The sequence below is a fragment of the Bradyrhizobium sp. UFLA03-84 genome (assembly GCF_002289535.1).
In the GTDB taxonomy this organism is placed as follows: Bacteria; Pseudomonadota; Alphaproteobacteria; order Rhizobiales; family Xanthobacteraceae; genus Bradyrhizobium; species Bradyrhizobium viridifuturi.
The window spans coordinates 92,816-114,857 of record NZ_NSJY01000015.1; the positions used below are offsets into that span (position 1 = coordinate 92,816).

Annotated in this window: 22 protein-coding genes, 1 tRNA gene and 1 pseudogene; 4 read left to right on the forward strand and 20 right to left on the reverse strand. The window is 63.0% G+C overall.

The features are described from left to right. Positions 1 to 111: 111 nt before the first annotated feature. From CK489_RS29045 to CK489_RS29070, 6 genes and pseudogenes are all read right to left on the reverse strand, one after another. On the reverse strand, positions 112 to 450 hold the full coding sequence (locus CK489_RS29045) for a lipid-A-disaccharide synthase N-terminal domain-containing protein (RefSeq protein WP_050626455.1): 339 nt from the start codon (positions 448 to 450) through the stop codon (positions 112 to 114). Next, entirely contained in the window at positions 450 to 1,211 is a 762-nt protein-coding gene (locus CK489_RS29050; protein ID WP_050626454.1) for a glycosyltransferase family 2 protein, read from the reverse strand. Before CK489_RS29050 ends, CK489_RS29045 begins: the two co-directional genes overlap by 1 nt. A gap of 69 nt (positions 1,212 to 1,280) precedes the next feature. Beyond that, positions 1,281 to 2,126 (reverse strand): phosphatase PAP2 family protein, encoded by an 846-nt coding sequence (locus tag CK489_RS29055; RefSeq protein ID WP_095734762.1) that lies wholly within the window; start codon positions 2,124 to 2,126, stop codon positions 1,281 to 1,283. Position 2,127: 1 nt separating this feature from the next. Then, positions 2,128 to 3,873: an ArnT family glycosyltransferase gene (locus tag CK489_RS29060; protein ID WP_198961063.1), complete on the reverse strand. Its 1,746-nt coding sequence runs from the start codon at positions 3,871 to 3,873 to the stop codon at positions 2,128 to 2,130. An 82-nt stretch (positions 3,874 to 3,955) separates the two neighbouring features. Then, positions 3,956 to 5,968: pseudogene (gene pbpC / locus CK489_RS29065) on the reverse strand (penicillin-binding protein 1C); the annotation flags it as partial. Between the two features lie 98 nt (positions 5,969 to 6,066). After that, on the reverse strand, positions 6,067 to 11,274 hold the full coding sequence (locus CK489_RS29070; RefSeq protein ID WP_095734765.1) for an alpha-2-macroglobulin family protein: 5,208 nt from the start codon (positions 11,272 to 11,274) through the stop codon (positions 6,067 to 6,069). A gap of 287 nt (positions 11,275 to 11,561) precedes the next feature. Here CK489_RS29070 and CK489_RS29075 point away from each other — a divergent pair. Continuing rightward, a tRNA-Arg gene (locus tag CK489_RS29075) sits at positions 11,562 to 11,638 on the forward strand. 2 nt (positions 11,639 to 11,640) lie between these two features. On the opposite strand, the gene CK489_RS29080 is transcribed toward CK489_RS29075, so the two are convergent. The 6 genes from CK489_RS29080 to CK489_RS29105 form a co-directional block, all read right to left on the reverse strand. Then, positions 11,641 to 12,741, reverse strand: a complete 1,101-nt coding sequence (locus CK489_RS29080) for a tyrosine-type recombinase/integrase (RefSeq protein ID WP_095734766.1) — start codon at positions 12,739 to 12,741, stop codon at positions 11,641 to 11,643. Next, positions 12,738 to 12,923, reverse strand: coding sequence for a hypothetical protein (locus CK489_RS41050; protein ID WP_143278258.1), 186 nt, complete (start codon positions 12,921 to 12,923; stop codon positions 12,738 to 12,740). Before CK489_RS41050 ends, CK489_RS29080 begins: the two co-directional genes overlap by 4 nt. A gap of 33 nt (positions 12,924 to 12,956) precedes the next feature. After that, positions 12,957 to 13,304, reverse strand: a complete 348-nt coding sequence (locus tag CK489_RS29085) for a hypothetical protein (RefSeq protein ID WP_143278259.1) — start codon at positions 13,302 to 13,304, stop codon at positions 12,957 to 12,959. A gap of 399 nt (positions 13,305 to 13,703) precedes the next feature. After that, complete coding sequence (locus tag CK489_RS29090; RefSeq protein ID WP_095734768.1) at positions 13,704 to 14,381, reverse strand: hypothetical protein; 678 nt, start codon at positions 14,379 to 14,381, stop codon at positions 13,704 to 13,706. Positions 14,382 to 14,915: 534 nt separating this feature from the next. Then, positions 14,916 to 15,398, reverse strand: coding sequence for a hypothetical protein (locus CK489_RS29100; protein WP_095734770.1), 483 nt, complete (start codon positions 15,396 to 15,398; stop codon positions 14,916 to 14,918). Beyond that, a complete protein-coding gene (locus CK489_RS29105; RefSeq protein ID WP_095734771.1) occupies positions 15,385 to 16,104 on the reverse strand; it encodes a DUF3800 domain-containing protein in 720 nt (239 codons plus the stop codon). The genes CK489_RS29100 and CK489_RS29105 overlap by 14 nt, the downstream gene beginning before the upstream one ends. Before the next feature lie 296 nt (positions 16,105 to 16,400). On the opposite strand from CK489_RS29105, the gene CK489_RS29110 reads away from it, so the two are divergent. The 3 genes from CK489_RS29110 (at position 16,401) to CK489_RS29120 (ending at position 17,937) form a co-directional block, all read left to right on the forward strand. Beyond that, a complete protein-coding gene (locus CK489_RS29110) occupies positions 16,401 to 16,667 on the forward strand; it encodes a DUF3892 domain-containing protein (RefSeq protein WP_095734772.1) in 267 nt (88 codons plus the stop codon). Between the two features lie 187 nt (positions 16,668 to 16,854). Continuing rightward, positions 16,855 to 17,415 carry a hypothetical protein gene (locus CK489_RS29115; RefSeq protein ID WP_095734773.1) on the forward strand — a complete coding sequence of 187 codons (561 nt, stop codon included), beginning with the start codon at positions 16,855 to 16,857 and terminating at the stop codon, positions 17,413 to 17,415. A gap of 99 nt (positions 17,416 to 17,514) precedes the next feature. Then, positions 17,515 to 17,937, forward strand: coding sequence for a hypothetical protein (locus CK489_RS29120; RefSeq protein ID WP_095734774.1), 423 nt, complete (start codon positions 17,515 to 17,517; stop codon positions 17,935 to 17,937). Between the two features lie 69 nt (positions 17,938 to 18,006). Here CK489_RS29120 and CK489_RS41060 read toward each other — a convergent pair whose 3' ends face one another. The 8 genes from CK489_RS41060 to CK489_RS29160 all read right to left on the reverse strand — a co-directional run bounded on the left by CK489_RS41060 (position 18,007) and on the right by CK489_RS29160 (position 22,032). Next, entirely contained in the window at positions 18,007 to 18,273 is a 267-nt protein-coding gene (locus CK489_RS41060) for a hypothetical protein (RefSeq protein ID WP_143278261.1), read from the reverse strand. A 367-nt stretch (positions 18,274 to 18,640) separates the two neighbouring features. Then, on the reverse strand, positions 18,641 to 19,303 hold the full coding sequence (locus CK489_RS29130; protein ID WP_095734776.1) for a hypothetical protein: 663 nt from the start codon (positions 19,301 to 19,303) through the stop codon (positions 18,641 to 18,643). A 42-nt stretch (positions 19,304 to 19,345) separates the two neighbouring features. Beyond that, complete coding sequence (locus tag CK489_RS29135) at positions 19,346 to 19,606, reverse strand: hypothetical protein (protein WP_095734777.1); 261 nt, start codon at positions 19,604 to 19,606, stop codon at positions 19,346 to 19,348. Further along, the gene (locus CK489_RS29140; protein ID WP_095734778.1) at positions 19,603 to 20,157 is read right to left on the reverse strand and encodes a phage virion morphogenesis protein; all 555 of its coding nucleotides are present in this window, start codon (positions 20,155 to 20,157) and stop codon (positions 19,603 to 19,605) included. The genes CK489_RS29135 and CK489_RS29140 overlap by 4 nt, the downstream gene beginning before the upstream one ends. Continuing rightward, on the reverse strand, positions 20,154 to 20,363 hold the full coding sequence (locus CK489_RS29145; RefSeq protein ID WP_095734779.1) for a cold-shock protein: 210 nt from the start codon (positions 20,361 to 20,363) through the stop codon (positions 20,154 to 20,156). The genes CK489_RS29140 and CK489_RS29145 overlap by 4 nt, the downstream gene beginning before the upstream one ends. Before the next feature lie 18 nt (positions 20,364 to 20,381). After that, positions 20,382 to 21,107 carry a hypothetical protein gene (locus tag CK489_RS29150; RefSeq protein WP_095734780.1) on the reverse strand — a complete coding sequence of 242 codons (726 nt, stop codon included), beginning with the start codon at positions 21,105 to 21,107 and terminating at the stop codon, positions 20,382 to 20,384. Further along, positions 21,101 to 21,367: a hypothetical protein gene (locus tag CK489_RS29155; protein ID WP_143278262.1), complete on the reverse strand. Its 267-nt coding sequence runs from the start codon at positions 21,365 to 21,367 to the stop codon at positions 21,101 to 21,103. The genes CK489_RS29150 and CK489_RS29155 overlap by 7 nt, the downstream gene beginning before the upstream one ends. Further along, the gene (locus CK489_RS29160; protein WP_095734782.1) at positions 21,364 to 22,032 is read right to left on the reverse strand and encodes a hypothetical protein; all 669 of its coding nucleotides are present in this window, start codon (positions 22,030 to 22,032) and stop codon (positions 21,364 to 21,366) included. Before CK489_RS29160 ends, CK489_RS29155 begins: the two co-directional genes overlap by 4 nt. Positions 22,033 to 22,042: the final 10 nt, after the last annotated feature.

A 22,042-nucleotide genomic window follows, 5' to 3' on the forward strand; every position in this document is an offset into this window, starting at 1 on the left:
ACCGTCGTCCGAATTCGGACGCATTGCTGTCGCGCCGAGCGCGAAGCTGGAATCTCTCGAGATTGACGAGGAGGCCCGGCATACCGCTCGCCGTACGGACAGCCGCGAGGGTCAGTTGTCGAGCGTCTTCGAGGCGCGCCCGCGGTTCTTCACGATCAGCATGATATTGCGGATGTAGATCAGCGTCGCGAGGCCCTGCCCGAGGATGATGATCGGCTCGCGCTTGGCGAACCCGTAGACCAGCGTCATCAGACCGCCGCCCATCGAGAAGAACCAGAACGCCATCGGCACCACACTCTGGCCGGCGCGCTCGCTGGAAATCCACTGCACGAGAAAGCGCGCGGTGAAGAACAATTGCGCGATGAGGCCGAACGCCAGCCAGAAGTCGAACTTGGCGATGAACACATCGTAGAGGTAGGCGCTCAACGCCTGACCGTACTGAATCAGCATCACTTCACCTCGGTGACGACCGGCACTTCTGTGACGAGCGGCGTCGGCTTCTTGCGGCGGATCAGCCACCACACGCCGCCGAGATCCATGATCCCGATCCAGAGCCGGTCGAAGAATCCATAATTCGACACGCCGGAATGGCGCGGGCGATCGACAACATCGACATAGGCGATCGCGAAGCCCTCGCGGCGGACCAGCGCCGGAAGGAAACGATGCAGCCCGTCGAAATAGGGCATCGCCAGGAACACCTCGCGCGGAAACGCCTTCAGGCCGCAGCCTGTGTCGCGGGTACCATCGCGCAGGATGATGCCACGCACCGCATTGGCGATGCGCGATTGCAGCTTCTTGAAGCCAGTGTCCCTGCGGCCGACGCGCTGGCCTGCGGCAAGGCCGACCCGGCCATTGCCGCCCTCGATCGCCCTGATCAGGTTCGGCAGGAAGGCAGGATCGTTCTGGCCGTCCCCGTCCAGCGTTGCCACGATCGCACCGCGCGCCGCGCGCACGCCGCTGCGAACGGCCGCCGATTGGCCCGAGGAAACGGCGTGGCGGAGTTGCCGGAGATTGGGGCGCTGCGCCATGATCGCGCTCAACCGATCACCGGTGTCGTCGGTCGAACCGTCATTGACGTAGACGATTTCGTAGACCCAGCGTCCGTCGAGCGCCGCCGCGATCTCGGCGATCAGCGGCGCGATATTGTCCGCCTCGTTGCGCACGGGCACGACGATGGAAACGGCGACCGGCGTCTGGTCGGAAACAGGCAATTCGGCACTCGTGGTTGATGTGGGGTTCGCGGCTGGAACCCGCCCGATCCGGCCGCCGGGCGACCGCTTTTATGGGGCGAAAGCGCTCCCCGCAACCCTTTTGAGACGCTCTTCCGACGGCCCCGGCAGGGCCACGACCGTGCCGTCGCGATCAATGGCGAAACCAAGGCGGCGGGCGGCGAACCAGTAGCGCACGGCCATTGCGCCGATCACGCCGACGGCCGCGCCGGCCACCACGTCGCTCGGATGATGCGCCAGCAGCACCAGCCGCGTCGTGATGATGATCAGCGCATAGACCAGCATCGCGACCCGCGCACGCGGCCAGACTGCCGAAACGGCGAACGCCAGCGCGAAAGCCGTGATCGCATGTCCCGACGGAAAGCTCGAAAAAGCTTCCGTGCCCGCGAAATGCTGGAAGTTGAAGGCGTTGGCCTTGCCGCCGACGAACGGCCGTCCGCGGCCGACGGCCCACTTGATCACTTCACCCACCGCGACCGACAGCGCGATCGACAGGAACAGGTATTGCAGCCTCGTCCCCAAGCCGAGCAAAGTCGCGCGCGGCACACCGCGCAGCGCAGGCGCCGTCAATGCGAGAACAATCAGCAACACACCCAGCGCGCTCAGCACGTACTCGTCCTTGCCGAAATCGGTGAGTATCTTGACCCACCAGAGACCAGGCGTACCGCGTGGCGGCATCAGGCTGATCTCGGCGACATCGACCGCATACATCAGCGTGACGATGACGGTGCCGACGATCACGACGAGCAGGAGTACGTGGCGCGCGGAGCGTCGCGCCGCCTCGGCCCGACGCGAATGCGACGGTGCCCGCCCGAGCTGGGCAAGGGACAGCCAGACCAGCGTCAGCAATCGTCCGAAATAGTTGGCGGATTCCAGGTTGGCAGGCGGCGCCGGCATGTCATTCCGTCCCTTCGGAACGGAAGATCGCGATCGAGACCGCCTTGCCCTGCGAGATGTTGTAGCCCTCGATGCGCACCGGCGCGTTGTAGCGCAGGCCGATCGCCTCGGCGCGCTGCACGAAGGAGCGTTCCGAGCGCTGTTCGACCAGTGCGAAGCGACAGGAGCCCTGCCCGAGGAAATCGGCCGCGCCGGATCCGTCGGTGAGCAGCGTCGAGGTATCGGTCATGAAGACGAGGCTCGGCTCATGGAAGCCGGCCGCCGCCGCTTTGGGGCCAACGCAGGTCACGTTGCGCAAGGCGCGCGCGACCTCCTGGCTCGGAAACACGGTGGTGAGCCGCGGCAACACCACGCCGTAGGTCGCACCGGCCATCAGCGCCGCCGCGATCACCGCATTGAGCAGCGAGCGTTCGGCACGGCTGTCCTCGAACATCCACCACGCGACCAGGCCGAACACCATCGCGACAGCGAACAACGGCCACGCCGGAAACACCGGCTGATGGATCGCCTTGATGGCTCCGACAATCACCAGCACCGCGCCGAACGCGGGGATCGCGAACCACCAGGCGGCGCCGCGCAGCAACCAAGGCGAACGCGACAGCACGCGCCGCTCCAGCGCGCCGACGGTCAGGATCGCGATCGCCGGATAGAGCGGCAGCACATAATGCGGCAGCTTGGTCAGCACCGCCTCGAACACGATCCAGGACGGGATCAGCCAGGCGAGCAGAAACTGCGCGCCGGGCTCGCGGCGCGCGCGCCAGATCGCCGGTGCCGCCATGCCGGCGAGCGGTGCGCCGGGCCAGAACGTGATCCAGAACAGCAGCAGATAGAGCCCGGGCGGCGCGCCGTGCGATTCCTGTGCGCCAAGCTTGCTCAGCATGTCGCCGCCGACCGAGTCGGCAAAGAAGGTCTCGCCGGCGCGCAGGAAGATCAGCACGAACCAGGGCAGCACCAGCACCAGGGTCCACATCAGGCCCCACACCGGACGCATCCGCCAGAACCACGCCGCCGAGCGATCGAGTATCGCAAGCCCGGCCATCGCAAGGCCGACGAACATCAGGATCAACGGCCCCTTGAGCAGGATGCCGACCGCCAGCGCGGTCCAGAAGATAGCGGGCGGGCCCCATGATGGATGGGCCGGATCCTCGCCGCGTTGCCAGGACAGATACACGCGCGCCATCGCGCCCATCGCCGCGGTGACCGTGAGCAGCAACATGGCGTCGGTCTTGGCGAGCCGCGCTTCGACCCCAAGCAACACGCAGCTTGCCATCATCAGGGCGGCCAGCACCGCCCCCTGCCGTGTCACGAACGCGAGCGCCGTCCAATAGGTCAGCAAAACGGCGCCGATGGCGCCGATCAGGGACGGCAGGCGGTAGACCCAGATACGGACCTGGGCGCGCGGCACCCCGAGCGCGGAGATGCTTTTGAGTGCCGCCGCCTGCATCCAGTAGATGCCGACCGGCTTCTTGTAGCGGACGTCGTCCTGGAAACGGATGTCGACGAAATCGCCGCTCTCGACCATTTGCTTGGTCGCTTGGGCAAAGCGTACCTCGTCGCGGTCGACCGGCGGGATGGTGAAGAAACCCGGCAGGAACAGCACCAGGCAGGTCAGCGTCAGGAACAGAACCGAACGCCATTGGCTGGCCGTTGCGAACTCGAACGCCATGAACAGCCTGCGGCTCGAATGCGCAGGTTTTACAGACTGTTGCCCTGCTCCAAAGCGCCGGGGTTGGAGGCTATCCACCATGGGTTTCGCATACGATGAAACCGCAGCGCAAACAACCGTGCTGTTCCGCTTTCCAACGATGCCGATCCGCTTTCCCGCGCGATCATTGCACGCGGATCACAACGGTATCTGCGGCACCCGTGGCGTCGATCACGGTGAGCCGCGCGAAGCCCGGCCCGGGTGGCTCGATCAGGCGCTGCCGCCGGCTGTCGATGTCCCCGGCTGAGACACCATTGACGAGGACCGTCAGCGGCAGCACGCCGCCAGCAACCTTGACCGGCAGCGGCGCATTGCGGCCGCCATCTGATTGATCGACGTCGATGCGCGAGCCGTTCAGCGGAAACTGGATGTGCGGGGCCTGATCATTGCCGCTGCGCACCAGTTCGCCCAGCGGCCGGAACCGGCGCAGCGGCGGCGGCAATTTCGCGTTGGAGGCGACCAGCACGCCCCGCGGCGGTTTCGGCAACGCCGCCGGGATCTTGCCGGTGCGCGCGAAGGCGTCGAACAGGATCGGCGCCGCCGCCGTGCGGCCGACCAGACCCGGCACCGGCGCGCCGTCCGGGCGGCCGACCCAGACCCCGATCGTGATGCGGCCATCGAAGCCGACCGACCAGGCATCGCGATAGCCGTAGCTGGTGCCGGTCTTGAAGGCGATCCGGTTGTGTACGCCGTTCTCCGGCGGGGGCGTGCCGAGCAGGACATGGCCGACCTGCCAGGCCGCGGCCTGATCCATCAGCCGCATCGTGTCGCGGCGATCAGTCTCCTGCATGATCTCGCGCAGCGGCTTGGTGGCGCCGAGCCGCGCCAGGCCGGAATAGAGCTGGACGAGATCCTGCAGCGTGATGCCGACGCCGCCGAGACCCATCGCAAGGCCCGGTGCTTCGTCCTTCGGCAGCACCAGACTGGTGCCGGCCTGCTTCAGCCGCGACGATAGCCGGCTGGCGCCGACCCGGTCGAGCAGCGCGATCGCCGGCACGTTGAGCGACAATTGCAGCGCCTTGCGGATCGGCACCGTGCCCTGGAACGTCATGTCGAAATTTTCCGGGGCGTAGCTGCCGAAGCGGATCGGCCGGTCCTCGATGAGACTGTCGGGATGCACAAAGCCATCCTCGAAAGCGAGGCCGTAGATGAACGGCTTCAACGTCGAGCCCGGCGAGCGCACCGCGCGGGTCATGTCGACCTGCCCGGCCCGTCGCTCGTCGAAATAATCCGCCGAGCCGACGCGCGCGAGCACGTCGCCGCTCTCGTTGTCGACCACGACGATCGCGACCGAGACGTCAGGTCCCTGCGCAATGGCGCGGTCGCGTGCCAGCGCCTCCAGGTTCCGTTGTAGCGTCGCGTCCAGTGTCAGCTTGATGACAGGCGTATCCTTCATCGTCGCGATCGCCTGATCGGACGAATGCGGCGCCAGGATCGGAATCTGCTTGCGCAGCTTCGGCACTGCCGTTGCGGTGGCCTGCGCGGCGTCCTGTTTCGACACCACGCCGTCCTCGACCATGCGGTCGAGCACGCGGTCGCGCGCCGCATGCGCGGCCGCGGGGAAGCGGTCGAGCCGCCGCCGCTCCGGCGATTGCGGCAGCGCCACCAGCAGCGCGGCCTCGGCGAGCGAGAGCTGCTTCGGCTCCTTGCCGAAATAGGCGATCGAGGCGGCGCGCACACCCTCGAGATTGCCGCCGAACGGCGCCAGCGCGAGGTAGAGATCTAGGATCTGGTCCTTCGAGAGTTGGCGCTCCAGTTCGACCGCCCGCACCATCTGGCGCAACTTGGCGTAGACCGAACGCTGGTGCCGCGGCTCGATCAACCGCGCCAGCTGCATCGTGATCGTCGAGCCGCCCGAGACGATATGGCCGCTTGTGAGCAGCTGGAATGCGGCGCGCGACAACGCCAGCGGATCGATGCCGTGATGCTCGTAGAAGCGCTTGTCCTCATAGGCGAACAGCAGCTTCAGATAGCCGGGATCGACCGATGTCCTGGCATCGACCGGCAGCCGCCAGCGCCCGTCCGCCATCGCATAGGCGCGCAACAGTTTTCCGTTGCGATCGACGACGGTGGTAGAGACCTGCTGCGCCTGCGTGAGCGGTAGCGGACCGAGCGAGACGACCCAGCCGGCGAAGCCGCCGGCCGCGACCAGCGTCGCGACGGCGCAGATCGCGAGGACGGTCTTGATCCGTCGCCAGCGCGATCCGCGTTCCGGTGCTTTCCTCAACGTTGCACTCATTTCGCCGGCTTCACCTCAACCGCACCGGTGCCGCTGCGGCCGTAGCGCGAGGGATTGTACATGTCCTCGACATAGGCCTGCGGCAGCACGTACTTGCCCGGCGACACCGCGCGCACGACATAGGCAACCGTGAACACCGACTTGTCGTTGGCGCCGCGGTCGATCGCCGCGGTGAATCGGTCATCGCGGAACTCGGTGTTCTTCGGCTCGACACCATCCTCGATCCATTCGAGCGTGCCGGAATCGCCTGACGACACCAGGTTCGGATTGTCGATCTCGAGCCCGGCCGGCAGATAATCCGCAACCATGATGTGGCCGAACTCCGGTTTGGCTTCCGTCACCTTCAGGACAACCGCGAAGCGGTCGTTCTGTTTCGCCTTGGTGACATCGGCCGGCTTGCCGTCGAGCGTGAAATAGCTGCGCTCGATCTTGAAGCCGTTGGAAGCCGCGGGTTCCGGCGTGACCGGTGAGCCCGACACCGAGACCACCGCCTGCACCGGCGCATCACCGGTATTGGTGATCTTGAGCGGCTGGCCCGTCATCTCCTCGGCCTTGTAGCTGCGATAGACCGCGGTCTTGACCGGCTGGCCGTTGATGTCGAGCGCCAGCGTCTCCTTGGCGAGCGCGCGCGCCGCCAGCACCATCCACGCATTCTCCTGCGTCGAGGTGTAGGGCGACAGCCCGCGCGCCGCTTCGACCCGCAGTACGGCCTGCGTCAGCGTGGTACGCGGCGCATTGCCCTCACCGGCAAGCGAGACCAGCGCCGCCGCATCGCGCAGCGCCGAACCGTAGTCGACGCGGCCGAATTCGAGCACGGGTTTCGGGTTCAGCGCGTCGAGCGCGGCACCATAGACCCGCTCGGCCCTCGCCTTGTCGCCGACCAGCGCCAGCGCAGCGGCAAGCTGCGCCTTGGAGATCGGCGTCGCCAGATTGTTCAGCTTGGTGTCGGCGAGATAGCGCAGGTCGCCGATCGGCGCGGCGCCATTGCGCGCCAGCACATAGAGGCCGTAGGCCAGATCGCGGCCGCCGTCCTTCTCTGGCTCGTTGGCATTGACCACCGAGTTCCTGACGCGGTCGAGCGCGCTCTTGAACAGCACGTCCGGTACGGCGAAACCCTTTTCGCGGGCCCGAGTCAGGAAGTCCGTGACGTACGCATCGAGCCAGGCGTCGTCGCCGCCCGCCGACCACAGGCCGAACGATCCGTTGGACCCTTGTCGAGCGAGGAGCCGCTCGATCGCGTCGCGGATGCGCTGGTCGACCGCGGTGTCCATCGCCAGATGGGCGCCGGCGGCAAGATCGTTGACATAGAGCAGCGGCAGTGCGCGGCTCGTGATCTGCTCGGAGCAGCCATAGGGATAGCGGTCGAGCGCCTTCAGGATGCTCGCAGCATCGAGCGCGGTCGACAGGCTCGCCGAGACCGAGACGCTGCCGGTACCCGGCACGAGGTCGGAGAACATGTCGGACGTCAGCGTCAGGCTCTCGCCCTTCGCCAGCGTGCGGATCGAGCGGCGCGCCAGCACTTGGGTCGCCGGCTTAACGTCGAGCGCATAGTGCCGCGCCAGCGTCAGCCCGTTCGGCCCGGAAATATTGACGTCGAAATCCGCGCGCCCCGCGCCGCCGGCCTCAAGCCCGAGCGACAGCGAGGTGCGCTGCTTGGCGGCGAGCTTCACCGTCGTGGTCGGGTTGCCCGAGGCCTTGATCGGGCCACTCGCCTTGACGCTCACTGCGTAGTCGCCGGCGGCGCCTTCGACATTGTCGACATCCATGCTGATGGTGCCCTTGTCACCGGTCAGCAGGAAGCGCGGCAAGGTCGCGGTCACCACCACGGGATCGCGCACCGTCACGTCGACATTGGCGCGGCCGAGCTTGGTGGCGCTCCACGCCACCGCCATCACCCGCGCGGTGCCCGCGAATTCCGGAATGTCAAAGCTCACTTCGGCTGTGCCGTCGGGGCCGACCGTGACGATGCCGGAATAGAGCGCGAGCGGCTTCTGCGTCGGCGGCGAGCCCTGCAACTCGGCACCAGCAGCGTCGCCGCCGCTGCGGATCTGGCCGGTTGTGCCCTGCATGCCGTCGATCAGCTGGCCGTAGAGGTCGCGGATCTCGGCGGTCAGGCGGCGCTGGCCGAGATAGTAATCATCCGGCGCCGGCGGCTTGTAGTTCGTGAGATTGAGGATGCCGACGTCGACCGCCGCCAGCACCACCTTGGCGTCCTCGCCAGGGTTGAGCCCGCCGAGCTTGACCGGAATCTTCAGCGTCGAGCCCGGCCGCACCAAGGCGGGCGGCGACAGCTCGACCGCGAGCGTACGTGTCTTCTTGTCGATGCCGAACCACTTCAATCCGATCGCGCGGCCAGGCATGCGTCCGGCGGCGGCATCGAGCGGACGGCGCAGCGTCGTCATCACATAGGCGCCGGTGCCCCAGTCCTTGCCAACCTGCAGCTTGACCTGCTGGGTGCCTTCCTTGACGTCGACGCTCTGGGTGGTCAGCAGGCGGTCGCCGAGCACATAGACCGTGAGCTTGCCCGCGGTCCGCGCGTTGACCGACACCGTCATGGTGTCGCCCGAGGCATATTCCGGCTTGTCGATCGAGGTCTCCAGCAAATCGGGCGTGTCGGCGCTGCCGTCCGAATACCAGCCGACATCGAACTGCACCGAGGTGACAGGCCCGTCGGCGTCGGTCGATTTCACATCGAGCCGGTAGCGGCCGGGCTGCGGCTGGAAGGTCAGGCGCAGCGGCTTATCGGCCGCGAGGTTGGCGTCGCCATCGGCCACGCGGCGGGTCGACTTGACCGGCTCATACTGCCAGGACGAATTCTGCCGGTACCACTGGTAGCGCGACTCCAGCTTCAGCAACTCGTAGCGCAGTCCGTTGCGCGGCAGCTGCTTGCCGTCGGGCGCGACGAACACGACATCGAACTCGGCCTTGTCGCCCTCGGCGACGCTCTTGTCGCCGAACAGCGGCTTGACGCCGATCAGCGAGGCGCTGGGGGCCACCGGCAGCACGATCTTGCGCTCGACCGAGCGGCCGCCGCTCTCCGCCATACGGATGAATATCTGGGCCTCCTGCGGCCGGGTCGAGGCCGGCACCTTATCGAGCTTCACCGGGAAGCTGGCGGCGCCATTGGCATCGGCCTCCGGCAGGTCCTCGATCGGGGTCCGCTCGTTGCTCGCTGTCTGTTCGTCGTCGACACCGAACTGGTAGCCGGCATAGCCGGGCCGGCCGTTCGCGGCGGGCGCGACCAGCATGTCGCCTTCGAGCTGCAGGCCCGAGGCAGGCGCGCCATAGAGGAAATGGCCGGAGACCTGAAGTTCCACTGGAACTTCAGCTTTGATCACTTTGTCCTTGCTGGTCAGATCGAATTCGATCCGCTCGGGGATGTAATCCTCGACCATGAAGGTGGTCTCGCCGACCGACGAGCCCTTGGGATCGGTGAAGACACGGGCCCGCCAGGTGCCGGTCGGCACCGCGGAGTTCAGCGCCACTGCCAGCATCCGGCCGCCGGCCCCCTGGTCGGGCAGCACAGCGCGGCGGAATTCCACGCCGTCGGGCCGCTCGATCACCATGGTCAGCGGCGTTCCGGTCAGCGCGTTGCCCTGGCCGTCGCGCAGCAGCGCGGTCAAATAGACGGTCTCGTTGGAACGGTAGACGCCGCGCTCAGCGTAGACGAAGGCGTCCGCGCCGGCCGGGATCGCCCGGCCCGCGACGCCGCGGTCGGTCAGATCGAAGGCGTTGGTCTTCAGGCTCAGGAACGCGTAGTCCGACTTCTCACCCATCACCGTGAGCAATGCCGGCGACAGCCCGCCCTCGCCGCGCGCCAGCCCCTGCTCGAACAGCACGTGGCCGGCGGTGTCGGTCTTCCGAGTGGCCAGGATCTCGTTGTTTCGGGCGACCAGCTTGACCTCGGCATTGGCGACCGGTTCGGTCGAGGCCAGCGAGTTGACGAAGACGTGGATACCGTCATTGCCGGAGAAGGCCGACAGGCCCATGTCCGAGACGATGAACCACTGCGTCGCCAGCGTGCCGTCGTCGTCGGTGCCCGGCCCCTTGGCCGCGGCGGTCATGACATAGACACCCGGTTGCAGGTCGCCGAGCGCCTGGTCGACCGGAAACGCCGTGACCACGTCCTGGTTCAGCGTGGTCGCGGTCGCAAGCTCGCCGGACCACACCTTGACGCCGCGCTGGCCGCCGAGATCGGAGAGCTGGTAACGGCTCAGCGTGCTCTGGAAGTCGCTGTCGATCACCGTGTTGATCAGGTTGCGGTCGCCGATCCGGAACACATCGACCGTGACTGCCGGCGTGTTGACGCTGACCACCGGGATACCGCGCTGGCCTGTTCGAGGCAGCACATAGGCCCGCCCCGTAAACCGCACGAACGGCTTGCGGTCACGGACATAGATGTTGAACTCGGCCGATTTCGGCAGCGTCTCCTTGACGGTCGACGGCAGGCCGGCGCGCAGATTGATGTTGTAGCGCTCGCCATGCTTCAGCCCGTCGACGCAGAGCTGCTGGCCCTCTGCCGACAGGGCCGGCTTGTCGGTGCCGGCCAGCGCTAGGTACGGCGCGAAATCGACGCGCTTGGCCAGTTCCTCGGAGAACTGGAAGCAGGCCCGCGGCGAGGCCGCATCGGAATCGACGGTATAATCGAGCAGCCGGAAGCCGTGCTCGTCGCGCATCTTCTCGTATTGGCCCCTGACCTCGGCGACCTCGCGCAGGTCGAGCGACAGTCGCAAGCTATCGAGCGCCGGACGCCACAGCTTGCGCTCGGCGAACGCCTTGCCGAGCACGGCCAGCGAGTCGGCCTCCTCCCCCGCGTTCCCGGCGCGCTGATAGGCGATGTAGGCGGCGGTCGAGGCGCGCTCCATCAGGAAGGTCTGTTCGCTGGTGCTGGCCGAGCGGATCTGGAAGACGGTCTTGGCCAGCCGCAGCCAGTTGGCGCCGTCCTCGGGCGCGGTCGCCGCGATCTGGCCGAGGATCGTGAGCCCGCCGCGGAAATCATTGCGCTTGAAGGCGGCATCGGCATCGCTGCGCAAGGTCGCCGCCGACTTGTTGACCGCACCCGCCTCGGTCTTGATCTGGGCTTCCAGCTTGATCGCGGAATCGGCGAGATCGTCGCGTTTGAAGGCCTTGTCCGCAGCCTGGGCGCTGACCAGGCCGAGCGCCAGCGCGGCGCAAAGTGCGGCGGCACGAACCAATCCGATCATGATGGAGCTCCTGAACGCCCCGCGGTCGATCGCCGCGTTGGGGCCAAAAAATGCGCGAAAAGGTGACGGAGTGAAGGCGCGGACATGAACGGACGAAAACGTCGCAGATCGCATTGCCGACATCCTTTGACCAGTCCCGGCGGCAACATCATGCCGGCTCGGGGGCTGGACGGGCCAACGCAGGGCGAGACCCCTGCTCGCCTTTGTCGTCCGCCCCCAGAAATCGGTTCGGACGGACTTGGCGGAAAGGCGGATTTTTCATAATGGCGGTGCTACAAGGCGGCCACGGTCCCGTAGCTCAACTGGATAGAGTAGCGGATTTCTACTCCGCGGGTTGCAGGTTCGAATCCTGCCGGGATCGCCAGTTCATTTTCCCGCTCCAGTCTTCTCAATGGGTTGCGTTCGATTTTGGCTCACCGGGTCAGAAGGTGAGCCAATGCCTGTTCCTGAAATGAGCTTCGCTCCGTCGCGTGCCATGCGCTTCCGGTTTGCCGCGCGCGTATAGACTTGGGCCTGCGAGATCGATGTCCAGCCGAACCACGCCATCAACTGGTGGTCGGTGAAGCCGAGCTCAGCCAGATACGTTGCCGCCGCCTTCCGGAGACCGTGCGACGTGCACCGCTCCGGTAGTCCCGCATCTCGGCAGAGATCACGGAAGTAGTTTCCAAAGCCGGCCGCGGTGAAGGGCTTGCCGTGCGCCGTGACCAGAAAGGTCAAATGATTGCTCGCCGCCATTGCATCAATCGCGGCCTGTAGGCGCGGCATGACCTCGACATTGAAAGGCACGCCGGTTTTCTGACGTCCCATCGTCATCATCCCACCGCGGATATGCTGACGCCCCATCCGAACCACGTCGCAGCGCGACTGTCCGGCCTGCAGAAGCAGCTCATAGGCGAGCCGCGCTCTGGTGCCGACGGGATGGCGGATCTCAAATTTCTCGCACTCCACAGTCTCCCAGGGGTGATGGCCACCCGTGCGCGGCATCTTGGTGAGCCTGGCGTCAGCGAGCGGGTCCTTGCCGATCATCTTCAAGGCGAGGCAGTGATCGACCCAGCCGCGGAGCGCTTTCACCCAGTTGCGCTGGGCGGACGGCGATTTGCCGTTGAGAATGTTCTGAAGCGCCACGCCGTGCATCAGCGCAACGCGCTTGTCGCCGTGATCCTCACGGAAGCGCTCTAGAATAGCCCGTCGGCTGCTCCGAGTGCTCTTGGCCAGGCCATCTTTGAAGGCGCTGGATTGGTAGTAGCTGACGATGGCGGCGTTCACCGTCCCGGGCTTGGTCCGGCTGGCGCCGAGTTCAACCTGCTGGCGACCGCCCTTGGCGGCGTCATAGGCCTCCATGAATTCGGTCGAACCAGGATGACCGCGAAGCCGCACTTTCGGCGCACCGGGACGCCGGAAGTAGAACACTGCCTTGCCATGGCGATTAACGTATCCGTGGACGTTTGGAGGCAGTTTCCACCTCATTTCACGCCATCCCACTCGTTCACAGCGTCGGAGGAAAATGCAACTGCGGGACTGTTGACGATGATAATGATCTTCCCGTCGCGGTCGATCTCCACGCGGGCGGGATCAAATCCAGCCGCGACAGCCCCCTTCAGGGCTTTAGTCACATCGTTCTGGCGAAATGTTTGAGGACCGCGCGACATGGGCCGGTTGTCAGTTCCTCGCCCGTTTCTTCGTCATTGCGCGACCTCCCGGACCTCCAGCTGGTCGCAGCAACGTGAGATCAACGTGTTGATAAAATCGTTGATATCGCCACTCCAGTGGAATCCAACTTCGCGAATTAGCTGGGACTCTTGTTCGGTCCAGCAGAGGCAGTCTTCTTCGACACGCTCAAAGGCCTGAGAAAAGCGACGATCCAGAGAAGAACCGACCGCCTTCAATGCCTCGGCGGCCAGTCGGTCTAGCTCTGCTGCCGCCTCGAGATTGCGATTTGCGTCATGGGGAAATTCTTCGGCCTTTTCCCTCCGCCATTCCGCGGACATGGACAAAGACTCGGATAACATACCGATCATCATTTCAACCATTGGAAGTTTCCTTTTCGGTGGTGCCGACCGGGCCATCTGGCCGGCGGTGGCGCGCGACATCAGTCCGCTACCCTTTCCGACAATTCACGTTCCATTCGAAGCCGGATGCTCCGAACGATTTCGCTATTCTGACTACTGCAATTTCGCGCCGCCTCTTGCTCCAAAAAGCGCTTAACATCACGAGGCAAGCGCGCGGCAAACTCGACCTTGGGACTAACCATCCGAAAAAACTCCACAATCAAAGGGGCCGAACACCATAAGAATCATATCATCGCGTGGGGTATATGTTCACAATCTGTGCCAATTCGTGGGCCCCGTTCCCCCACGTTTCCGTGTGAAGTGGTTGAAAAAGCCCGCCGGCGTGAACCGGCGGGCCTTCAACCAGTCGGATCGGTCGGACTAACGCGCGGAAGGCCCAAGACGGGCCAGGTCACTCGCCAGGGAGAGGGCAACCCTCGGATGGCGCTCCGGGTCGGCAAGCAGCTCGCGCTGCTGCAGCGCCGTCGCCTTGGCCAACACACCAACCATTGACAACGCCCCGCGCTCGATCAGCGTCGTGATGCAGTCGTCGCGGAGGGCCTCGAGCTGAGCATAGTCGTCGCGGCTGTCCGCATCGTCGCCGTGCAGGCGATGAAGACGGTCAATGGCGGCGGTGTGCGCTTTCATGTCCTCGACCGCCTGCCGCAGGTCGCCGTCAACCTCGGGCCAATTCGCGGGCAGATCCGGGCGATTGCCATTGTCGATCTCACCAACAAGGCGCTCGTCATCCGGGGAGCTGCGCCAATCGACACCGACGAGATGCAGCACTGCGGCAGCTCGGGTTGACGGCTGCGGATGGTCCCGCCAGCTGCCCTCGCCGCGAAAGTGCCAGTCATATCCGGCGTTGCCAGACCGATCGAATGCCTCGGCGGCGGCGCCCATGTGCGGCCACAGCTCGTTACAGAGCAGACGGCGTTCCATGAAAAGCCAGGAAGCATAAGCCTCCAAGGCGCGCCGATCGATCGGCGCGGGTTCTGCCGCGCCCTTGTCCGGGCTGCGCGAGTCGTTTGTGCTATAATTCGAAGTAGCCTTTGCCATGTGGGTATCCTCCGCTGGCGTTGGTTAGGGCCGAGCAGGTGTTCCAGCACTTGCTCGGCTTGTCCCTTTATGGCACCATAAAGTCATGAAGCAGTCAAGTGTAGATAGCGCTAAAAAGTCTAAAAGGATCGGCCGGCCGCCCGTCGAGAGCGAGGCCGTGAACGTCCGCATGACGGTCGACGTATTGAAGGTGCTGGACGATTGGCGCCGCAACCAGGCAGACCTACCCGGCCGCCCAGAGGCTATTCGCCGGCTGGTCGGGCTGGGGCTTAAGGCAAAGAAGTAACGCGCGGGGAAAAGGCGTGGAGCGGGCTGGCGAGGCCAGCCCCGCTAAATGGCGCCTTTTGGAGCGCTCGCCGGTAGAATCATCGGATCGCAGACCGACTTAATTGTGACCAGATAACCCTTTGAAAAATATGCGGAACTTAATAGTATTGAAAGCGTTACTATTACGATCTATATTGGGGCTGTTCATCTGCCCAAGGCAGACAGAGCTCAAAGGCCGTCACCGTAATTGGGGCGGCCTTTCCCCTTTTAGATGATCTCCGCTCTCAGGCGTTTCTTGGCGAGATCGTCCCTCAACCAGCTATTGTGATCGTCAATACAGAACGTCGTGACAATCTTATACACGTAATCCAACTCCTCCAAAATCACGAGATAATCGTGGTTTTCCAGCCATATGTAGATGCGCCACTTTCCGCTTCCTTCCTGATGGCGAAAGCAACACACGCCTTCACAGGGACTGCGCTCTAACACGATGCGGACCCACGCGAGTTTTCGGCTCCGGTCAAAGTCAGGAACTCTAACACCGCCGTTTTTGCGGGTGATTAGATGCCAGAATCCCTCTTCTTTATCGCTCCCGTCCAACTTCCTTTTATCGCAAATCACCTTGCGACCGTTAAACCGGACGGGACTCTCAAAAAATGTTCCGTAGAAAATGGCATACAAATCCTCGCAGACGGCTTCCCATTCACCGTTCAGCGTTAGATCGCCAGTTAGGTGATCACCTATTGACACGCCCCTGCACCTGCCTTGGCGTCCATACAAAAAGATTGAATTTCTGAGCAGTAAGCGCAGTAGACCGCGTCAGGGGCCGCTCTGCCCTCTCTTCTATCAGTGAAACGATCTTGGCCTTAGTCGGATTGGAGCTAAGATTGCGATGACGATAGGCCACTGCGCCAATTAAAAGGTCGGCTAGTTGCATCATCTCCACTTCATGAGATCGCACATGCTGTACGCGATCGATCATGTCGCCAGTGAAGTCATAACGGTTGTTTAGAAGTATTTCCCGAAGCGTCTTGATCTTAAACCTACTTCGGGTGTCCTTGATGTCGAGATAGATTTCATACTCGTTTGTTGGAGACAGAATCTTACTCAACAACGAGAATTTCATTTTATAGTAGAAGTCGTCGTGCGAGCCGCTGTTAAACGCGTCATGATCGAGGGACTTTTTGTTCGCGATGACGACTGCCCGAAAGTGCAGATCGGGGCTGTTAAAGAACCAATGCACTACCTCCTCATAAAACCCCTGCCTCGACGCTGAGACTTTTGTCCATTTGAGTTCTCCGGCCGCCGTGTGCCGGATTTTTATTTCCAGCAATTCCGCCGACAGTCGTGCGACAGCCTCGCGAGGTGTCCAGATGCACCCAACGACCATTACATCGAAACCATCATGCTGAAGGTGGCATGATTCGTCGCAATAGATAGCTATACGGTCAGTCAATCGAGTTTCCCCCGCGCGGATAATATCTGGTCATAGGTCGCAAATTCAACCGCTTGGTTACATCTTATGCCGCTGCCAATAGCGGGTGAAATCGGCCGACTTGCCGCGCTTCAAAGCGAGCGCGGCAATCCGGTTCACCTGATCCCCATTCGGAGACCCGGCGATGTCCTCACGCGATGAGGCCCCCTACCACTCCAGGGAGGGGGCGAGCGCCCGGTCATGTGGCAGCATGAGCGGACAGCGTCTCCGATTCTCCGCCAGCGGTCGGGCTTCGGCTCACAAGATAGGAGTGGATCATGACTCGCCGTATTACATGCATTGTCAAGCTGCCCACCCATGAAGACCGTCATCGGCGCATTGAAGCCGTCGGCGGCTCTGGGTGGCAAGACACGGAAGAGACCGCCATCGCAAACGTAAAACGCGACCCGGAGGCATATATTGTCATCGAGCAAGGCAAGACAGCCAAGGTGATCGTCAGAAAACACGACGGTCGCGAGTACCTGAAGACCCAGAATGATCGTTTTCTTCCCGACAACCTTCTGGAGCTCGATGACTGTAACTAGAGCGTTAAGGCGCTTCAATCCGCGAGCCGTCGGTTGATGAGCGTTTGTCAGCCCCCAAGTTGGCGCATCCGCCACTAAAGATTTAGGGGGATACGGTTAGCCGAGTGACTGAGGCGAGCAAGTGTCACACGAACACTTGCAGTTGCAATGCAGCTAAAGATAGTATCGCAACGTTGGGAGAATTCTGATGCTTAGAATTATTGCTTGCGCAACCGCACTGATCGTCTGCTGCCTCTCGACAACCTCCTATGCAGAGGAAGCTATCAAAACCGGCAAGCCCATCGTGATTCCAGAAGTCGATCCGGCAAAGATGAAGCCAAGTACGGCGGCACCGGCGATCGCTTATCCTAACCCCGTTGGCGAGGGAGGCAAAACGTACACCGTGGATCGCACCAACCGCGGCAACACTGCTATCATTCCTGAAGCCGACATTATCCAGTATTGCAGTGACAAGAGTGGCTGCATCGTTCGCATTGGCATGCACAACTGGGACGACAAGGGGCGCGTGGCATCGCGTCACTTTTTGTTTTTCTACAACAAGGACACCCGCGTGTGGCGCGCCGAGGCGGGCGATACTGAAGGGACGAACAACAACAACGTGACCGAGCATGTTTTCCAAGCTTGGGCATGCTACTTCACCGATGGTCAATATCAGAATTGGCAGGACAAGGGCGACACCACCAAGGATTTTGGTCTCCTTTCGTGGAATCAATACAATGCAGATTGTTTCCTTACGCTAATGCCGTGAGCGCTACGGGCCTCGCAGAGCCTGTGTGGGGGCCCCCTCCTTCCGCTCTGCACTCGCCTTCCGATCGCGGAAGGCTGCCGTTCCAGGTAATCATCCCATATGACGGACGCCGAAAAAAACCAATCCAAACTAGACCTGCACATGGCGTTACTCGCGCGCATCGTTGCGCGGTTTGTTTCCGACGGTTTGGCTGCTCATGATATCGATAGCCGCGGCGCCAAGGAGTTTATCGGGGTCGACGAGGACCAAGCGGTGTTTGGGGCGGTACTCATTTGGATGCTGGACGAGAAAATCATTACAGCCCGTCAGGTTACCGGCAGGCCGCCTCGAGGACCAATAGCTTTGTTGGGGGCGCAGTTAACGGCGAAAGGTCTTTCTATCGTCAGGCAACCGCTCGGCGGCGGTGATACGGTCGAAACGCGCATCAAGAATGCTGACGGTGGAAACTCTACGTGGTCGAACATCGGAGATTTGATCGGCGGTATCGCAGGCGGGCTGATCAAGTCAGTTTCGTCAGGATAGAGCTTGCTCGCGCCCGAGTGCCGCGCTGCCGAAATGCGACATTGTAAGCCGAAGAGGCGTGCGGGTGGATTAACGCCAAGCATCGCTCTCAATGAGCGCCAGCAGATTTTGTCGAAACCGGGTGAGATTTTGGATCGCGGCGTTATGCGTTTGGTTGATTGCCCCCAAATAGGAGCTGACCTGCATTCCAGTCCTGTCTAAGAAACGTTCCCTCGCCGCGATCCCCATATGACTGCCGATCCAATCGGCGCAGGAATTCACCCAGATATCCACCTCATCGATATACTGATTGAATTCGCTGTCTGGCATATCTTTTGGCAACTTGCGCGCAAGCATAGGGCCAACCGAAACATAGAAGCCTTGGAGCGCCTGCTGTTTTAGGGTCGTGGAGGTTCGGCGCCAGCGCCGGAAGTAGGCAAGCGCGAACCATATTGTGAGCGGAGCCAATGCCCATGCGTACGATAGGTCGCGAAGCCAATCTATCGGCACGGCGAAGGCCTTGGCGAGCGTGTAAATGAGCGAGAGCGGAGCTGCGACCCAACTGACGACGGCGAAACCGTCGTTCCCGAGATCGCAAAGAAATGACCGTAGCCGTTTCCACATAACGAGAATGTAGACACGGATTCTCGCTTGGAGCGAGTCATAGGCTGTGCGTAGCGCGAATTAACTAAGAGATTTCTTTCGTGGCCAGCTATTTTCAAATTTACCCACTACCCCCCTGTTCGGGGAGAACGCACCCCTGCCGCACAGCTAACCGATGTGCGCCGAAATAAGCCCCCTTGGGGGAGCGCTTTTTGTACGCCCGTTTCGGCTTCGGCGGCACCGGCGGCGGATCGAGCAGGCGGCGGAGCTTGTTATTGAGGCTCGTCTGTAAGTGCTGCGCCAGCTCTCTCTCCTCGAAGGCCTCCAGAGACCGCATCGTCTCGAGTGTGCCGACCAGCGGAATTCCGTCGAAGGCCTCGATCCAAGCCAACCCTTTGGCTGGCCAATCCGGCCGGCCGCTCATCGCCCACGAAACCGCGCTGACGATCGGTTCGACCAGGGCCGCGCTCCCATTGCCCTCTGACTCGGTGATGGTACGGATCAGCAGCGTGACGTGCTCGGGGCCACGAAAATAGACCACCCGCTCCAACCGTCGACGCGCGGCCTCGTCGATCGGGAGCACCTCCATCTGCTCGAGCAACTGCTTCAGCTGCTCCGCCGCCCAGCGTTCCCGGGCCAGTCGATCTGACGCTGTCGATCCCGGCTCCCAGGGCGCCCGGGGTGCGTCTACCGGCGACGCCGCCCTGCCCGCCCGCTTGGCTGGCGAGCGCACCACGGCCCTGCTGGCGGCCTTCGTGAAGGCATTGGTGTTAGCAGCGCTCAACGTCAGCTCCTTGGTTTTGTGGCCTGCATCGCGGCGATGCGGTCAGGCCCGCGAGGCGCCGACGTTTTCGATCCTGTGCTTCTCACCGATTACCGCGGCGACAAAGGCGTCGAGCGCCGTGGCTGCGTTATCCGAGCCGACCGCCTCGACAATGCCGGGCCGGATGCGCTCGACATACCCAGCAAGGTGCACCCTCGCGCTCTCGTCGTCGGTGAAGGCGTACAGCAATGAGAAATCACGCGCGGCCCGCGTGAGGGATTCGATCAGCCTCGCGGCGCCTGATTTGTCCTTTAACAGCATCATTTGCGTCCCCCGTTGTACGGATCCTCGCCCTCTTCGAGAAGATCGTCGAACTGCTCGTGAACCACGTGGGCAACCTCCCGGATGATCCGGACCAACTCGCGGACATCGCGCACGCCACGACCATGGCCCGACAGGATCGAGAGCGTTGCGGCCGCCGCCATCCGGTGGATTCGGGGCTCGACTTCGCTCGCCGACGAGACCAGGAAACTCCGCGGCGGGATCTTCGAGGTGCCGAGCTCCTGCCAAACGGCGACCTCTAAGTTACTGCCGACCGCGCCCTCGTTGCCGTGCACGACGTACTCGATTGAGTCCCGCAACTCGCCGGTGCGCAGCAACGGCTTCGGTGTCGGGAAGCCCTTGGCGGCCTTGTCGGCAATCGTCGACGGTGCGAGCGGCGGCCACATCTCATGACCGCGCCCGATCGCGGCCTTGGCCCTGCGCTGTACCATTTGACAAGCCTTCCGGATTATAACCGGCCCGAGCTCGTGCATGTCGCGGTCGATCGCGTGCAATTCCGCGACGAAACCGAGAATGTCAAAAACCTTGGTCACACGCAGTCAAGCCTGACGTCGCGGGCCCGCGTACGGCCCGATCGCGGATCAGGCGCGACCTCGAACGAAAGTCTCATTCCGACCTCGATTTGCGCGCCCTGCGGCAGCGCCGAAATGTGCAAGAAGACGTCGGCACCGCCATCGTCGGGTTTCACGAACCCGAAGCCGCGCTCGTCGATCCATTTCTTGATCGTTCCCGTTGCCATTCTCAAGTTTCCCTTCGTTTACTGGTTCTCGTACACGCCGGAATAGACGACGTTGTCGTTGACGGTGTACGCCGCGCCGGCCGACAAAATGCACGTTGCAGAAGTCCCGCCGGTGCCGAAGTTGAAATACGCGAATCCACCGGTTCTGAGATTTGCCCCGGAGATGACGGCACTGGAGGCGGCGGTGTTCGGAAGCGCGATCGTGATCGAATTGGTGCAGGTGCCGAGCGCCGTGATCGTCATGTTCAGTTCGATGAAGGTCGTCTTGCCGATTGTTTTCGATCGCGCCGATGCGACGGTGAACGTGGCCGTGCCGCATGACGGAGACGGCGTGAAGGTGGTCCATCCCGTGCCGGTGTCGCCGGTGCCGCCATTGGCGACCGGAACCGGGCTGGTCACCAGGCCGCCGGCGGCATTGGTGTTGTTGCCGAGCGCGGTGACGACGCCGGTGCCAGGCGCGGTGGTGGCGAGGGACGAGAAGTTGACGCCATTGGTCTTGGTGCAGACGATGGATGAGCTGATGGTGCAGTCGCCGCTGCCAACCAGCAGCGCCAGGATCTGCTGCGGCGTGGTGTATTTCGAAGCGCCGCCCTGGATGGTCGCGATCTTCTCGGTGCCGGTCAGGGTGGACGCCGCAGGCAGGCCGAGCACATAGGTGGAATAGCTCTGTGTGGTCTGCGCCATGGCCGGCGCCGCCAGCATGCAGGCAAGCGCGATGAATATCGATCGGATGGTCTTCAGCATCGTCTCTTCGCGCACTTCTGATGAAGCCAGAGCAGCGCCCGGGCCTTCGCGTCCTGCAGCTTGTCAACCTCGGCGAGATCAATCGGGACGCCTTGCCGGTGCAAAAGCTCGAGTTGGTCAAAAACCTGATCGGCCGACGCCGCAAAGCGCAATCGACGCCAAGCGGCCGGCGTCAGCCGTCGCTGATGACCGATTATCTCAGCGCGGTGCTTCTGCACATAGCGCTCGAATTCTCGTACTGCTGCGCTTGTCTGCATCACGCGGCTGGCTTCCCGACGAATTCGATCACGACGTCGCCGGCCACCTTAAGATTCCAGTTCTGGGCCTCGGTTACAGCCAGCGGCTCGCGTGGCATCTCGTCGTGAGCGGCGCCGGGATAAAGCTTCTCGACCCATCGCGGCATCGCAGCCCTGACGCGTCGTAAACCGACCGCGGCTTCGCGGTCCGCCATGCCCATGATGTTCGTCGGCAAGGCGCCGAGGGCGATCACATCGCCGCCGAGTTGTTCGTATTCCTTGAACAAGCGATCCACCTCGGCGATGGCGGCGTCGAGCTGGCCGGCCACATCAACGCGCTTACGCTTGACCAAGGCGGCCTGATGCTGTGCGAGGTTTAAGCGGGCCTGTTTCTCGACCACGACAGCTTGCTCTAACTTTAGCTGCGAGTCGCCCGCTGCAATGTCCAGATCAACAAGCGAGTTTTCAGCACCCGCTTGGTTGGTCTGTGCCTCCGCGATAGCGGCTTTCGCCTGCGCATCGCCCTGCATCGCCGCGAGAGCGTTTTCTGCCCGCCGCTTCTTCGCGCTGGAAACCATCGCGTTGGCATCGAGCTTCATCTGCGCAATCGTCGCGCACGTGTTGCGCCATCGCGATACTTCGGCAACGGCGTCGTCGACGGTGGTCTGCAGTTTGGCGGCGTCATTCATTGATGTGGTC